This is a genomic window from Siphonobacter sp. BAB-5405, from assembly GCF_002872335.1.
Classification (GTDB): Bacteria; Bacteroidota; Bacteroidia; order Cytophagales; family Spirosomataceae; genus Siphonobacter.
The window spans coordinates 238,615-254,298 of sequence record NZ_NJAG01000045.1 but is presented as its reverse complement, the minus strand read 5'-3'; the positions used below and the strand labels follow the sequence as shown (position 1 = coordinate 254,298).

Below are 15,684 nucleotides of genomic sequence, written 5' to 3'. Positions count from 1 at the left end.
TAAAAGATTGTTATTCACCTAGACTGGGTTTGGTCCTCCTTCAGTGGCTGGCTGGTAGCAGGTGAGCCTTCCATGCGGGAGAGGTTTTCATTCGCTTACAAGAGTGGATGGTTGATAGTCTTTAATTGTTAAAACCAATCGAGCCTATTCATAAACGGCTTAGCGTCCGTATGCAATCCATGCGGGGCATGCGATGGCCCGCATGGATTGCATACGGACGAAATAGAACTATTGTCACGCCAGGTGATAGGTATTGGTACTACTCCTGGACGTACTACATAGGTACCTAAGCTAATACCTGCCTCATCGGGACAAAAAACATACCTGTTACACTAGCAAACAACCGATCTATAAATTTCTCTTACTTCACCGTTCCTACGGCTCGCCGGTTTTTGCCTTCTTTCTTTTGTAAATCATCTCCCAGGTCTTCCCGGGCTCTTTCCGCGATTTTCTCTAATTCTGCCACGATTTCCGGGTGTTGTTCCAGGACATTATACCGCTCGCCCGGATCCCGGGTGAGATCGTAAAGTGCTTTGGGGAATTCGTGGTTTTCGGAGGTAGGGCCGGGTTGGCCGTCTTTCCCCGGCAATGACACTTCATAACTCCGGCCCGGGTGAGCGAAGATTAACTTCCAGTTATCCTTTCGTACCGCTTCCAGGTTATTTTTTCGGTAGTAGTACAGGAATTCCTGTCGTGGCGTTTTCGTCTCATCGCCCTTCAGTAAATCAACGAATTCAATACCGTCAATGCGTTCCGCCGGTAGTTTTGCCCCCGTTAGTTTCACAAGCGTTGGCAAAATATCAAGGGTAGAAAGCAATTTATTCGAAACGCGGCCCGCGGGAATCACCCCCGGCCAACGCATGATCGTCGGCTCGCGTTGGCCGCCTTCGAAAGAGGTGCCTTTGCCCTCCCGAAAACCGCCCGAGGAACCGGCATGATCCCCGTAGTTCAGCCAGGGGCCGTTATCACTCGTGAAAATGACCAGAGTATTCTGATCCAGTCCCTGTTTTTTCAGTTCTTTGAGAATCTCGCCCACTGACCAGTCCAGCTCCATCAATACATCCCCAAAAATCCCTTTTTCACTTTTCCCTTTGAATCGCCTGGACGCGGCTAGCGGTACGTGCGGCAGAGGGTGCGGCACGTACAGGAAGAAGGGTTTGTTTTTATTTTTCCTGATAAACCCAACCGCTTTTTCCGTAATCGTGGGGGTGAGTTCACTTACTTCCTCCAGCGTTTTGATTTCTTTTCCCGGTGTATTATTCTCGATCCAGTGCAAGGCGGGGTAGTTCGCCTGTTTTTGCCAGGGATGCAGCGGCCACATATCGTGCGAGTACGGAACGCCGTAGTACTCGTCGAAGCCCTGTTGCAGGGGTAGAAACTCCGGTCGGCTGCCCAGATGCCACTTCCCAAAAATCCCGGTGGCATACCCTTTCGCCTTCAGTAATTCGGCAATCGTTTCTTCTTTGGGGTTTAAACCTATGAGCGATTCAGGCCCCAAGGCTCCGGAAATGCCCACCCGATTGGGGTAACAACCCGTGAGTAAGGCCGCTCTGGAGGCACTACACACGGCCTGTGCCGCCATAAAGTTGGTAAAGCGGGTACCTTCCGCCGCCAACTGATCCAGGTTCGGCGTTTTGTAGCCCAGTGCTCCGGTCACGGACAAATCGCCGTACCCCAAATCATCAATAAAGAAGAGTACGACATTGGGGGTTTTCTGACCGACTGCCGTCAGGGCGGTGACAAGTCCCCAAAGGATACCGGGAATGAAAGCGAAGCGTTTGATACGACTCATGTTACCAGCCTGGATTTTGCGTTAATGAATGATTCAAATCTATTTCCTTCTGCGGAATGGGCCACAGGTAATGACGATTAGGGTCAAAAACTTTATTGACAGCCACCACCTGAACGGTACTCACAACGCCATTTGGGTTGGTATACGTAATCCCATAGACCGGACCTGGAATGACTTTCTCGGCAATTTTCCAGCGACGGATGTCAAACAATCGTTGCCCCTCAAAGGCCAGCTCCACGGCTCTTTCCCGGCGAACGATTTCCCGCAATTCCGCCTGGGATGTACTGGTAATGGACGGTTGTTTGACGTCACTTCTCCCATTCCGAACCGTATTAAGGGCCGTCAGTACCTCCGCATCCAATTGATTCAGCTCAATTTTTGCTTCGGCGTAGGTTAATAAAATTTCAGCGTACCGAAGCAGAATGATGTTAATTCCGGAATTAGTGGGGTTCGCGTAATCCTCAGTGTTGATGTACTTCCTGATATTGAACCCCGTAGTCGAAGCAATGTACGTACTGCCCACGGCATCAGACGTACCACTGTTCGGTTGCGGTTTAAAAACGGTGCCGCTCGGTAATTGATCCCCTTCCAGATAAAAGGAAAACTTCAGGCGGTTATCCCGATTCTGGTACGGCTGGGCGGGGTTATAGCCGCTACCCGCAATCGTAATCAATGTTCCCGAAGAAGTTTCGTATAAATCAGCAAGGGCCTTGGTAGGCACATAGCTACTGCCCCCGTTTTTCTGACTATAGGGAGCCAGCGTCTGAAACACGGTGTTTGGATACGTATCCTTGATAAACTGCCGGTCGAGCAGCACTTCTTTGTTATTCTCAGCGGCATAACTGAACAACTTTTCGTAGGATTCGTACAAGCCGTACACCCCGAGTTTGATAACTTTATCGGCAGCATCGGCGGCTTTCTGATACCGTCCAGCGAGCAAATTGGCCCGGGCTAACAGTCCCAGGGCAGCCCCGCGGGTTACTCTGCCTTTATCCGACGCCGCATACGTGACGGGTAAGAGTGGAGCGGCTGCGTTGAGTTCCTGATCCACGAAATCCCAGATCTGGGAAACGGGCGTTCGGGTCAGGCTCCTGCCTTCTTCAATGCTGATTGGAGTAGTTACCAGCGGCACATCTCCGAAAAAACCCGCCAGCTTGATGTACTGATACGCCCGCAACACCTTAGCCTCTCCCTTCAACTGGTTTATCAATGCCGTATTCGTGGTCGTTACTTTATCGACATTAGCCAGAAAATAGGACGCCGCCCGAATCCCTTTGTAGGCATTGGTCCATTCGGTATAAATCCTGGAGCTGGTCGCATCGTACGAACCCAGCTCAATATATGCCTGAATATCAAAGTTCTGATTGGTATGAGCAATATCCGTCAGGGCATCCCAGCTTAACACATTGACGCCATCCAGATCGGCATACAGGGCATTGACGGCTAGTCTGGCATCGTTTTCGGTGTGCCAGAATAAGCTTTCCGAGAGCCGATCATTGGGAAGCGTTTCCAGCAAATCCCGATCGCAGGCAGGCAACGTTAGGCTCATCAGGGTTACCCAAAGGATTAGAATCCGTTTTGTAGTTGTTATTGGTATCATTGCTTGAGTTCGATCAAAAGGTGATGCTTAGAGCTGTAGGTTTATTCCCGTCGCGTACAGAGCCGTTTGCGGATAGTACATCGCCCGACCCGAAGGCGTTTCCGGGTCCAGATTCCATTCATTCAGTTTGGAAAGCGTAAAGAGGTTAGTGGCTGAAATGTATACCCGAACCCTTTTGAGCGAAGCTTTCCGGACGAGTGCCGTGGGTAAGCTATACGCCAGCTGTATATTCTTGAGTCGCAGGTAAGAGGCATCCAACACCAGGCGGTCCGAGGTTGCTACGTTACGCAAATCAAACTTGACCGGACGTGGAAAACGGGCACTGGGATTTTCGGGCGTCCAGTAATTGTTCGTGTAGATGGTATGCGTAAAGCCTTCCTGATTTCCCATTTCCGCCAGAGCCCCCGCCAGCCGGGTACTTACGCTGGCCGCTCCCTGGAAGAGAATGGACAGTTCGAAATTGCGGTAAGAGAAGTCGGTATTAAAACCGAAGGTGTACCGGGGAAACGAGTTACCCAGGCTGGTCATATCGTTGGCGTTGATGATGCCATCGCCATTGAGATCGACGTACTTGACATCCCCGGGCTTCGTATTGGCTACGTAGGTAGCTTTATACGCCGCTATTTCCTGTTCATTCTGGAATAAACCGTCGGTTTTGTAGCCCCAAAGCGTGTTGATGGGTAGTCCTTTTTTAATAATGTAGCGTGGATCAATGTCGGAACCCGTAATGTACGGCCCCGTACCTTTCAGATCCGTTACCCGGTTATCATTGATACTGAAGTTGGCTCCCAGGTTGTAGTGAAGACCAGGAGCTTTCGCAGCTCCCCGATAATTCGCACTAAACTCCCAGCCCTTGTTTTCCACGGAACCCGCATTCTGAGCCGGAGCCGTCAGTCCAATGGTTGCCGGAATATCAAGGTTAAGCAGGATGTCGTTGGTACGCTTGCGGTAGTAATCAATGGTAACGTTTAATTTCCGTTGAAAGAACGCAGCATCCAGCCCAAGATCCAGCTGCGTGGTGGATTCCCAGCCCAAATCCGAGTTGGCCAGTACGGTTTGCCGGTATCCCTGCACGGGCAGTCCGCCAAACGTATACCCACTGGCCGTAAGAGCCGCGTAGTAGCTATAGAGGTCCACCGACTGATTCCCCGTGATCCCCCACGAGCCTCTCACTTTCAGGTCATTAACGGTCTGTGAAAGCGTATTCCAGAAGTTTTCCTTCGAAATACGCCAGCCCCCTGAAAAGGAAGGAAAGAAACTATACTGCCTGGCTCCGGTGAATTTCGATGATCCGTCGTAACGTCCGTTTACTTCGAAGAGGTACTTATGGTTATAGTCGTAGTTGATCCGGCCAAAATAGGAACGAAGCCCATATACGGCATCGCGGCCATCGTTGGAACGCGTACCGTCATTAGCTCCCTGCCCGATCGACCCAATATCATTGTTGTAGAAACGCTCCCGGTACGCCGAAAGGAAAGTCTGCGTATTACCAATCTGTGAATAACCGACTAAAGCTTTGAAATTGTGGTTTCCAAGGCTTTTGTCATACGTCAGTAGACTATTCAGCGTATACTCCCGCAGGTTGTTTCTTACTTCCGTCAGGCTATTATTGGCAACGGTTTTGGTCACGTTATTCAGCTTATCGGTATTCGTGTAGGCGTTGGTAAAGTTTTTCTGCTGGGTAAAAAGGCCCCGGCCCGCGATTTGGGTGGAAAAGGTTAAGCCTTCCAGAATATCCCATTCCCCTTTCACGTATCCCGCCAGGTAATCGGTTTTTTGCCGGGACTGCCCCCCGATTTCAATAAACATCAGCGGGTTATTGCCCTGCGAGCTTAAGCCATACGTTCCATCCGCGTACTTCGGAACGGCCCATAAACTACCGTGAAAAAAATTATTGAGGGGAGCCGCTGCATTCGTCGTTGGACTTTGATTGCTACTATACCGATAGTTGACATCCGCACTGATCCGGATTTTAGGAGAAACGGTATAATCCGAGTTGAGGCGAATTTCACCAATCTGATTGTCAAAGTTTTTAATCACCCCCTGCTGATCCTGATACCGAATGCTGAGTCGGGTTCGTAAAACATCATTTCCTCCGGCCACGGATAGACTGTGATTTTGCTGGGGTGCTGGTCGTAGCAGCGTATGGAACCAGTTATTAGCGAGCGGGTACTTTTCCCGATCCGTCGCGTTGACGTACGCCTGAATGGACTCCTCGGTAAAACGGGCAGGAAGCGTTGACCCCGCGTTGGTATACGCAGCGACCTGAAGTCGCATGTAGTCTTCCAGACCCATCATCTGAGGTACGTTGATGGCTTTCTGAATGGCGTAATAACCGTGATAATCCACCTGTACCTGATTATTTTTCGCTCGTTTGGTAGTAATCAGCACTACCCCATTCGTGGCCCGGGAGCCGTAAATAGCCGTAGAGGCCGCGTCTTTCAGGATCGAAACCGTTTCAATATCATCAGGATTGATGTCACTTAATTGCTGTTCGATGCCATCCACGATGATTAGGGCGTCGTTTTTCACGAGGTCAAACCCACTCGTACTACTGCTATTGATGTTGAAAGTCGTAATGCCCCTGACCCGGATCGTAGCGTTGGATTTGCCCGGCGAACCGCCCAGATCACTGACGGTCACCCCCGGCATCAATCCCTGAAAGGACTGCTGGAGGTTGGAGACGGGTCTTCGGGTTACTTCCTCGCCCGTAATCTGCGAGACTGCGTTCGTCAGGCTATTCCGCTTCTGAACTCCGTAGCCAACTACGACTACTTCATCCAATACACTCGGATCGGGTTGCAGCGTTACTTGCAGACTGGTCTGGTTGCGGATGGGTACTTCCTGCGTTTTATAACCGACGAATGAAAAGACAAGAACATCCTGCTCCGATGCATTGATCTGAAAAGCACCCGTAACATCCGTCGTAACGCCCCGTTGTGTGTTTTTTACCGTCACATTTACGCCGGGTAAGCCCTCGCCTTTTTCATCCGTTACGGTTCCCCGAATGATGCGTTCAGAACTTTCTGAAACGGAAACGGACTTCGTTTCTGCCGGGGCCGGTAGAGCAGGCACCACTGGTCTGGGCTTCGGTTTAATCAGGATATAGTTTCCTTGCCGTTCATACTGCAGCTGATTAGGATCCAGAATCCTCTTGAGTACGGATTTAAGCGGTTGCTCTTTCGCCTGAATGGAAACCGTACTGGCCTTTCGGACGATATCGGACCCAAACATAAATTTCACCCGGGTCTGCATAGAAAGCTGATCCAGCACCGAGGCCAGGGATTGGTTACGGGCCGTTATACTTATATTCTGATCCATAAACCCCTGACCCAGAGCTGGATTTGAAAATGTAAGGGCACGGGCCATTTCCATGATCAGCAGCAAAATCAGCGTCATAGGCAAGGCTATACCATAGGATCGTTGGGAAAACGATACAGATTTCATAGGTTATTCATTAAAAGGAAGGAGTGTTTGTGAAGGCAACTGAGCGATAGGCCAGGCATGATCTGGGCGGTTTGAGGGGTACTTCCCCACTCGCTCAGCGGGGAGGTTTTTCAGGGGGTGCTCGCATGAGGGATGGTAGATTAACTGGAAGGGCAGCCCGACCCGGTTATCGAATAGCGGGTACCCGATTTTTGAAGTTCTGCCCCGATCAGGTACGTGAGGGCTTTCAGGGTACTTTCCACGGGCTCAGTACCGATTTTTGCGTAAATGCTACAGTCTTCCAGCCTCGGATCCAGTCTGATTTCAATGGCGAACCGGCGTTCCAACGCGGCGGCTACTTCGCGAAAGGGCTTGTTTTTGAAGTTCAGTATTCCCTCCATCCAGTCGGTTTCCTCATTCCCTTCTACGGTTCCTTTTCGCAGGACTCCGGTAGATAAGGCGTAGGTTACTTTTTGCTGAGCCGTGAGCAGAATCCCCGGATGAGTGTTTTTTTGCGGATCACTCACCTGCACTTTCCCTTTCGTAACCGCTACCTGCTGCTCCGCATCCTGCGGATAGGACCGAACATTAAACTGGGTTCCTACTACCCGTATGTTCAGTTTTGAAGTCTGTACCTGAAAGGGTTGTTTCGGGTTGCTAACCACGTTAAAAAAACCTTCCCCTTGCAGTTCAACCTGACGGGTAGTTCCTTTGAATTGACTGGGATAACGCAGCATACTGCCCGCATTCAGCGTGACGTGCGTACCATCGGCAAGCGTAACTTCGGCGATTTGTCCAGACTTCACGCGTAGCTCCGTATAGGCAATCGGATTTACGAAACCCAGGAGCGTATCCCGGTAGAGATAAGCCATCCCGACTGCTCCTATGCTTGCGATCACGCTGGCTACGCGAAGGAAGGTTCGTCTTTGACGCAGGCGTTTGAGCTTCGGATCGTTCTGAATCGTCGTCTGAATGCGACTGAATAGCTCTTTCCCTAAGACTTCATTAACCGGAGACGGAAGTCGGGGTAACGACGGGTCGTCGAATAACGCGTCGTACTGCTCCAGAAATTGCTTTTCTTCGGGTGTAGCATGGCCTGCCAGCAATCGTTTGATCAGGGTAGTAAAAGACTTTGCATTCATTAATCTATTAGTCTATATACTAACTAGTCAATATCAACTTGAAATGTCCTACGCTCTTGTGAAAAAAAATTAGTTCTGGTGGGCGAACAGGCCTTAATGTGGCCCGTTGATGAGCAGAATCAGCAGGGCAGTCAGAATCTCCCGGATGGAATCCAGGGCCTTAATAAGCTGATTTTGAACAGTCTTCTGTGTAATATTGAGTTGAGCCGCAATTTCTTTCGTCGAGAGCCCCTCTACGTGACGTAAGTCGAAAACTTCCCGTCTTTTCTTGGGCATTTGTTCCAGAATCTGTTTGAACTGCTGCTCCAGCTCCGTATACAACACGAAGTAATCGGCCGCACCGGACGATTGATCCAGCAGCGACAGGTATTTAAAGTAGGTATCGTTTACCTTCTGAAGAGCAATGAGATTATATACCCGGTAACGAACGGCGGTCTGGAGGTACGCTCGCAGATGCTGAATATCCAGCGTTTCCCGCTGATCCCATAGTTTAACAAAAACGTCCTGTACGACATCCATGGCCTGGTCTTGATCACCCAGCCGCTGATAGGCCGTTTCCAGCAACAATTGCCAGTACCGATCATAAATTTCCGTAAACGCCGCTGCATCGCTTTGAGCTAAAGCGGTCAGCAGCGTGTGTTCGGATGCGGGTATGGCTGTCAGTCTGTCGGGCATTAAGACGACAAAAATAGTAATCTATTTAATATATAGACTATATTGTATATAATTGATAAGTCTTTTTGGCTAAAGAAGCATTACGTTGAGTGGGTTTATTTAGTCTGCAAACAACCTGACATTGTCCTGTGCTTTCAATATCTCCAATTCACACCCACGACAACTAATTTTTAAGTTTATTAACTATTATTTTAGTTGTTTGTTTTACCTTAGACGGCACAATCTCTAACCCTTTCCGTCTATGCACTATACGCGTTACATCTGGACCTCACTGTTCATTGGTGTGTTTACCCTTCCCCTGGTACAGGCTCAGTCAGAAAACAGCTATGTAAATGGTCAGCAGATTCAGGCTACGCTTCGCGATCGCTCTGAAATGAGTTATTACATGGCCGCCTGGAATTATTCCTTTATTGGTGAGTACAGGAAGTCGCTGGCTGCCTTTGACCAGGCTCTCAGGGCTGATTCTTCTTCTGAGGAAGCGAAAATTCCCCTCCCTCCCAACACGGTTTTTACACCCGCTGCCCCGTACATTTTAAAACAAAGTCAGGGAAAAAGGCTCGTCATCATCAATGAGGCTCATCATCAGCCCTTACACCGGGTCTTCACGGAATCGTTACTGGAGGGTTTGTATGCCCAGGGTTTTCGGTACCTGGGCCTGGAAACGCTGGCCGAAGACTCCCTCCTCAATCTTCGCAAATGGCCGCTGGTGGAAGACGGCTATTACTCGCGAGAGCCGCAATTTGGCAACCTGATCCGTAAGGCCCTGAGTCTGGGTTTTCGGGTATTTGGTTACGAAGCGGATAGTAGCGGTACGGTTCGTGAAAAAGGACAGGCCCAGCACATTTACCGGATTTTGCAGAAAGACGCTACCGCCAAAATCCTCATTCACTGCGGGTTCAGTCATGTAGTGGAAGGCCCGTATCCCGGCTGGGGAAAGGCCATGGCAGGCGAGCTAAAAGCTTTATCGGGACTAGATCCCCTGACCATTGACCAGCAGGAACTCACCGAGCACCACGAGCCGATTTGTGAATCTGCCTATTATAATCCTGGCCAGCTGACTTACTCAGCGATTCTACTTAATAAACAGGGTCATCCGATCCGGCTGGATGGGGAACGTGAGCTAACGGATCTTCAGGTAATGCATCCCCGCACGCCGTTTGTGCGGGGAAGGCCCCGCTGGCTACTCCGAAACGGCTCCTGGCAGGAAGTCAGCCTGAAAAAATTTCGGTTTCAGGTTGCTTTTCCCTGTTTGATTAAAGCTTATTATCCTGGTGAATCGAACAGTGTGCCTTTGGATCAGATTGAACTCCGGAATCCGGCGGAACAATCACTCATCCTACCACAGGGCTCGTTTGTACTGGAATTAACCGATTCTCACGGAAAGACCCAGAAAGACACCCTTACGGTAAGATAGACTATGGATGGACCCGGACTTGTTTTTTATTCAAAGAATTGTTACCTCCGTCACTGCTTTCATTTTTCAGAGCTGGTATGTGATTGATCATTTCTTGTCTCTTTTTTGTATCAGCTACCCTAACGACTCAATGGCTGGGTGAAAGATCAGTCCAGCACAATAACCGACTTCCCGATACGCTTCCGGTGACGGGCTTCCGCATACGCTTCCCTAACATTGCTCAGGGTATATGTGTTAGCCACTTCAATCTGTAATCCCGCTCCGGCAAGATTCGTCAAGGTCGTAAGCCGTTCCACCGTCGGTTTCAAAATCAGAATTTTATGCTTTTTCCCGGAGAAGAGATTAGTCACGAACGAGGATAAAAGCGTCACAGGCGAAGGAAGTGTACTGACGAAGACCGATCGCGGTTTCATCAATGGCTTGGCCTCACCCAAGGATAACTTGGTGGATAAATCAATCAGGACATCGAAGCGTTGCGTGAGCTGGTTGATCGGTTGTTTTGTATAGTCGATGACCGTATCCGCTCCCCATTGGGTGGCTGCGGTAACCGCATCGGTGCTTACCACGGCCGTGACGTGGGCTCCGCGTTTTTGGCAATCTGTACAGCAAACACGCCGATTCCACCGCTGGCACCGTTGATTAATACCTCTTGTTTGGGCCTTACTGCGGCTAGCTGATCCATGATTTGCAGAGCGGATAATCCGGTTACGGGCAAAGCGGCGGCTTGCTCAAATGAGACCAAAGCCGGTTTTCTGGTAATATCTTTCTCTGTAACGACTACGTACTCGGCTAACGCTCCGCCTTTGAATGCGTCCAGCAAACCCATGACCGCATCTCCTTCTTTAAACCGTGTTACTTGGCTACCCGCTTGTTCGACCATTCCCGAGAAATCAATGCCCAACGATTTAGGAAACCGGGAGCCTGACATCAATTTCATTTCTCCCCCGTAGACCTTCCAGTCCAGCGGATTAATCGATACGGCTTTGACCCGGATTAGTAGCTGATCGTTCTGGATAGCTGGTACGGCCTGCTCTGCCAATTCGAGCACACGTTCATCACCAAATTGGTTGTAGATTACTTTTTTCATGATGGTTTCATTTGATCACATTCAGGAAACTGAGGTTCGTCTTTTTGCTCCGGATCACGTGTGAGCGAAGTGTTCACCTGGTAACCCTGGTTTTAGTTAAGTTACTAGCTATGAGTAAGCAGTAGGACTATTTCTCAGGGACGACATAAAACTGAACTCTGCCCCGTCGCATGCGGGCCATGACTACGTGCTTTTCAACCGCAGTTCGCCTTTGGCAAAAGATAACCGTACTCTTTTCATTGCTGTATGTTTGACTAAGTATACAGCAAAGGTGTCGGAATTTCAGAATTATAAATAGCACGAAAAGCCGGAAAAACAGTCGAATGCGACAGAGCTGCATCGCTGCCTGATGACTTGGGTACGTTTAGTTGGAATGAATGGAAGGTGTTAAATCGAGTTTGTCGGATTCGACTAATTTACCGTCCTATCGGGATATTTTCCATCCTAAAATCGCCTGAGCTTTGTGGGGTACTTAAAACCGTTGGTATGGAAAATCACATCAAACCATTGACCATTACCCCTGAAGCAGGAAACAGCATTTCCGTAGCGGGTAACAACTATCGAATCCTGGTTACCGGGAAAGGCACGGGCGGAGCTTTTGCTACGATTGATATGCTGATCCCTCCGGGTGGTGGCCCCGGACCACACGCCCATGCAGACTTTGAGGAATCCTTTTATGTAGTAGCGGGCGAAGTAGAATTCAAATCCGAGTTTGGTACGCACGTAGCTACGCAAGGATCGTTCATTAGCATTCCCAAAGGCGGCGTTGTGCACGGCTTCAAAAATAAGACCCAGCAGACGGCCCATTTGCTTTGCACGGTAGTACCGGCCGGTCTGGAGTTATTCTTCGAAGAGGTGGGTCAACCCGTAGCAACGGGGCAGTTTCTCCCGCCACCCGTACTCGATGCAGCTACGTTAAAAAAGCTACAGGGTATTGCCGGGAAACACGGGCAGCACCTGTTTCCACCCGATTATCTGGGATAGTTTGATTCAGGAATATGAGTATCGCTTTGGATTGAGGCCGTAATGCTTTTCAAACAGCCGACTGAAGTGGCTCAAATTGGAAAAACCCAGCCTGTATCCCACCTCGCCTACGGAATGTCTGCCCTGTTTGAGCAGAAAGGCCGCCTCTTCCATCCGGGCTTGCTGGTAATAATTGTAAATGGTTGTACCAAAGGTTTGCTTGAAAAGCTGTTTTAGCTTGGTTTCGCTCATGGCCGCCCCCTGAGCCAGGTCACGAATGACGGGCGGTACACTCAAATCATTGATAATCTCATAGCGGATCTGCAGGAGTCTTTCCGCATCCACGCTATTGATGGTTTGGTAGGTGGCGTTCTCGCGTAATGACAAAGTATGGAACACCTGATACAGCAATTCCTGTGCTTTGATCTGTACGTAAAAGTTACTGAGGTGATCCTCCATGTCCACCGCGGCCATAGTCTTCAGTAGTAACTTGGTTTCAGCGGTCATACGTTCGAAAAACAGAAAAGAATTGCTGCTGCCCGTAATGGTTTGTAGTACCGGGTTGGGCTCGCTGACGGCTAATAATCCATGCAAACGAGGCGGCGTAATGGCCACGACTACGTAATGAATCTGCTGATGGGCCGGAAAGCGGATCGTTGAGCTAAGATCATTCGACGTCACCTGGATCGCTGATTCGTCCCGCTGCGAAAACAGTACCTGAGTATCCTCATTATAAGCGATTTCCAATGCCTGCTCGTTGTTGTAAAAAAAGACGGTAATCAAGTCATTTCCCTGGCCGGAGGTATTCCGGTGGATGACTAAATCTTCCTTTAACAAATACTGGTGAATGGTAATTTTAAAGTCGGCCCCGAAGGCTAATTTCCGGATTGACCCCTGCCCCAGATTATCCGGAATGATTAATAAGCCGTTCTGTACCGTTGCCTGAATATGACGGGCAAAGTACGTCATGAAATCAAAATCGGGGGTAGCGGTAAAACTGAAGATCACGGGGATAGACGCTTAGGTTGGTTCGTAACGATTATACTGATTCTGAGAGAGTGCATTAACTGTACTATAGGTTTTCAGGCATTTTTTCACTGTCAGTCTTCTTTACGCCAGAGAAATAAACGGGAATTCAACAAAACTAGTCGGAAATGCCTTCCCCTGTTAATAACGAGTCGCCTACCTAAATTGCTGATCCGGCTCAATCCCTAAAAAGTATCTCTTTATTTCAGCAATCTGATCTGCCTACTGAACCATAAAACGTTTTAGAACAACATTCCTTTCTGATACGTTAAAACAGGCATCGCTGGAGGCTATACAAAAGATTTCATTAAAAACATAAGAGCCGGCCACCTGGGCAGAAGGGCCCGACAGGCCTTGCTCCTAAAGTTATTAGTGGTTCAACAAAAATCCCTCAACCCGTTAGTTACCGGTTGAGGGATTTGTAGTAATCAAGGTTTTACCGTTGCTTAGAACGCCAGCGTGTACCGTAATGAAACCGTACGGCCCGGTAAGTTATACCCCCGTTTTTCGTAGTAATTTTCGTCTGTCAGGTTCGAAACGGACAGGGTCAGTCGATGTTTCTGCTGGAACGAATACACGGCTACGGCATCGAGTACCATGAAGGGAGCGTACGTGATCTCCGGATTGGCGGCATCGGTATAGTCAATGTCCTTGCGGGAGCCTACGTAACGTCCGGTCAGTCGCAGACGAACATTGTTGATCGGACTATACTCCGCCCCATAAGAAACCAGATTCCGGGCTACGTTGGCAATATCACGGCTGGTACGTGAATCATCGGTACCTACAATGACTTCTTTGGCTTCAAACATGGACGTCAGATTGGCGTATACCTTCCAGACGCCTTCCTTCCCATACCCCGCTTCGGCTTCCAGACCGTTCATATCGGAATCGGCAGCATTCACAAAACGGGTCCGCGAAACAATGACATCACCATTCCCCACAGGTTCGTTCACCGCCGTCACCAGTCGGGCAATCCGGTCTTTCACCTGCGTAGCAAAATAGGTGGCATTGGCGTAGAAGCCACTTTTTTCGAAGGAAATCCCTACTTCCTGACTCCAGCTGCTTTCATTCTTCAAATCGGGATTACCGCTCGTCACCGCAATTTTTCCAGCCGTCGTACGAGCTTCGGAGTATCCGGCTACGTTGTAGGCATCCGGCGTAACAAAGGCTCGTCCTACGCTGGCTTTTATCCGTAAATTCTCCAGAATCTCGTACCCGGCGGCTACACTCGGACTCAGAAACGGGTTCGTCTTTTTACCCGGCTGGTAGGCAGTCAACAAGGGCGTGGTCTGTACATCAAAGGTAATCTGATCAAATCGCAGACCGGGTTGAAGCGTTAATTTGCCCCATTTCAAATTAGCCTGAGCGTAAAAGGCCGAAGAAATCAACGCGTAATTCGGCTGCGTAGGAGCCCGTTCCGTGGTTAAGTCTGCCCAGCGACGGCCTTTGGTCGAAGCCTTCAGGTAATCGTAACCTACGACCAGGGAATGCTGCCCCAGTGTCCATACATCCTTGACCTGTACGCCCGTCCAGGCGTTGGCGGTACGGTTGGAACGGTACGGAACCACCGGTTTGCCGGAAGCATTGAGGGTATAATTCGTGTTCGATTCATCCGCGGTGAACACTTTCAGACTCGGCTGATGGGCCCCCAGATTCCCCGACAAAGCGACTTCACCCGAGGCCCGCTCGACGTCCTTACTGCTGGATTCCGTGATGCCGTAAGCAATATCGCCGGGCGACTGTACATTTCGGGCCTGAAAGGTTTCGCCGCGAACGTCCAGCCTCCATTTCGAACTCAGTTGATAGCCCAGTCGCAAGGCTCCGGTATAGTAACTCAGCTGCGTATACGGTCGGGTTTGACCATCGCCAGTACGGTCATCGACCTCCACATCCGGTTGGTTAGCGTAATGTTTGACCGCATTGCGAAAATCGAAGGCATTGCGTAACCAGTTATTCTTCCCGATTTTATAATCATTGGCCCGCTGAAAGTAGGCAAAGGACAAATCGTAATCCAGCTGTTTGGTTAGATTGCCACCCGTTTGCAGACCCGCCTGCAGGGTTTTAAAACTACCGTACTCCACATACGCGGATCCCTGAGGCGTTCCCTGAGATCGGCGGGTGATGACGTTAATTACGCCGCCCATGGCCTGCGATCCGTATAGAGCCGAGGCGGGGCCTTTCAGTACCTCGATGCGTTCAACGCCATTGAGAGAGATCGTCGAAAGGTTAGTAGCCCCCGCCGGGCGGCCATCAATCAGTAACAGCGTGCGTTGATTCAATCCCGAAAACTGGGGCCGAAAACCGCGAATTCCGATACCCGAAGAAAGGTTCGGATACTGAATGACGTGTACGCCAGCGGTTTTCTTGGCAATATCCGTCAAATCGTTGGCGGGAGTTAAAGCGATGTCCTGACGGGTAATCACGCGTAAACTGCGGGGCACCTCGGCTAAGGTAGCCTCCGAGCGGGTCGCCGTCACCACGATGGGTTGAAGGGCGTACACCGAGTCCGCTGGTGTTTGAGCGTAAGCCAGTCCAGGCAATAAAAGCATACTGGCCCAA

General features: G+C 49.9%; 11 protein-coding genes. 2 read left to right on the top strand and 9 right to left on the bottom strand.

The window, feature by feature from the left end:
* Nucleotides 1-361: 361 nt before the first annotated feature.
* From BWI97_RS23780 to BWI97_RS23760, 5 genes are all read right to left on the bottom strand, one after another.
* Nucleotides 362-1,792, bottom strand: coding sequence for a sulfatase (locus tag BWI97_RS23780; RefSeq protein WP_102203086.1), 1,431 nt, complete (start codon nt 1,790-1,792; stop codon nt 362-364).
* 1 nt (nt 1,793) lies between these two features.
* A complete protein-coding gene (locus BWI97_RS23775) occupies nt 1,794-3,341 on the bottom strand; it encodes a RagB/SusD family nutrient uptake outer membrane protein (protein WP_233207989.1) in 1,548 nt (515 codons plus the stop codon).
* A 78-nt stretch (nt 3,342-3,419) separates the two neighbouring features.
* Nucleotides 3,420-6,839 (bottom strand): TonB-dependent receptor, encoded by a 3,420-nt coding sequence (locus BWI97_RS23770; RefSeq protein WP_102203084.1) that lies wholly within the window; start codon nt 6,837-6,839, stop codon nt 3,420-3,422.
* Nucleotides 6,840-6,979: 140 nt separating this feature from the next.
* Nucleotides 6,980-7,960: a FecR family protein gene (locus BWI97_RS23765; protein WP_102203083.1), complete on the bottom strand. Its 981-nt coding sequence runs from the start codon at nt 7,958-7,960 to the stop codon at nt 6,980-6,982.
* 93 nt (nt 7,961-8,053) lie between these two features.
* Nucleotides 8,054-8,635, bottom strand: coding sequence for an RNA polymerase sigma-70 factor (locus BWI97_RS23760; RefSeq protein WP_102203082.1), 582 nt, complete (start codon nt 8,633-8,635; stop codon nt 8,054-8,056).
* A gap of 241 nt (nt 8,636-8,876) precedes the next feature.
* On the opposite strand from BWI97_RS23760, the gene BWI97_RS23755 reads away from it, so the two are divergent.
* Entirely contained in the window at nt 8,877-10,049 is a 1,173-nt protein-coding gene (locus BWI97_RS23755; RefSeq protein WP_094815909.1) for a hypothetical protein, read from the top strand.
* 146 nt (nt 10,050-10,195) lie between these two features.
* On the opposite strand, the gene BWI97_RS28525 is transcribed toward BWI97_RS23755, so the two are convergent.
* A complete protein-coding gene (locus tag BWI97_RS28525; RefSeq protein WP_233207988.1) occupies nt 10,196-10,615 on the bottom strand; it encodes a zinc-binding dehydrogenase in 420 nt (139 codons plus the stop codon).
* Nucleotides 10,609-11,136, bottom strand: coding sequence for an NAD(P)-dependent alcohol dehydrogenase (locus tag BWI97_RS28520; RefSeq protein ID WP_233207987.1), 528 nt, complete (start codon nt 11,134-11,136; stop codon nt 10,609-10,611). Before BWI97_RS28520 ends, BWI97_RS28525 begins: the two co-directional genes overlap by 7 nt.
* 486 nt (nt 11,137-11,622) lie before the next feature.
* Between BWI97_RS28520 and BWI97_RS23745 the strand changes: the two genes are divergently transcribed.
* Nucleotides 11,623-12,120, top strand: a complete 498-nt coding sequence (locus BWI97_RS23745) for a cupin domain-containing protein (protein ID WP_102203081.1) — start codon at nt 11,623-11,625, stop codon at nt 12,118-12,120.
* 6 nt (nt 12,121-12,126) lie between these two features.
* On the opposite strand, the gene BWI97_RS23740 is transcribed toward BWI97_RS23745, so the two are convergent.
* Nucleotides 12,127-13,107 (bottom strand): AraC family transcriptional regulator, encoded by a 981-nt coding sequence (locus tag BWI97_RS23740; protein ID WP_102203080.1) that lies wholly within the window; start codon nt 13,105-13,107, stop codon nt 12,127-12,129.
* Nucleotides 13,108-13,571: 464 nt separating this feature from the next.
* Nucleotides 13,572-15,674: a TonB-dependent receptor gene (locus BWI97_RS23735; protein ID WP_255403197.1), complete on the bottom strand. Its 2,103-nt coding sequence runs from the start codon at nt 15,672-15,674 to the stop codon at nt 13,572-13,574.
* Between the last annotated feature and the right edge of the window lie 10 nt (nt 15,675-15,684).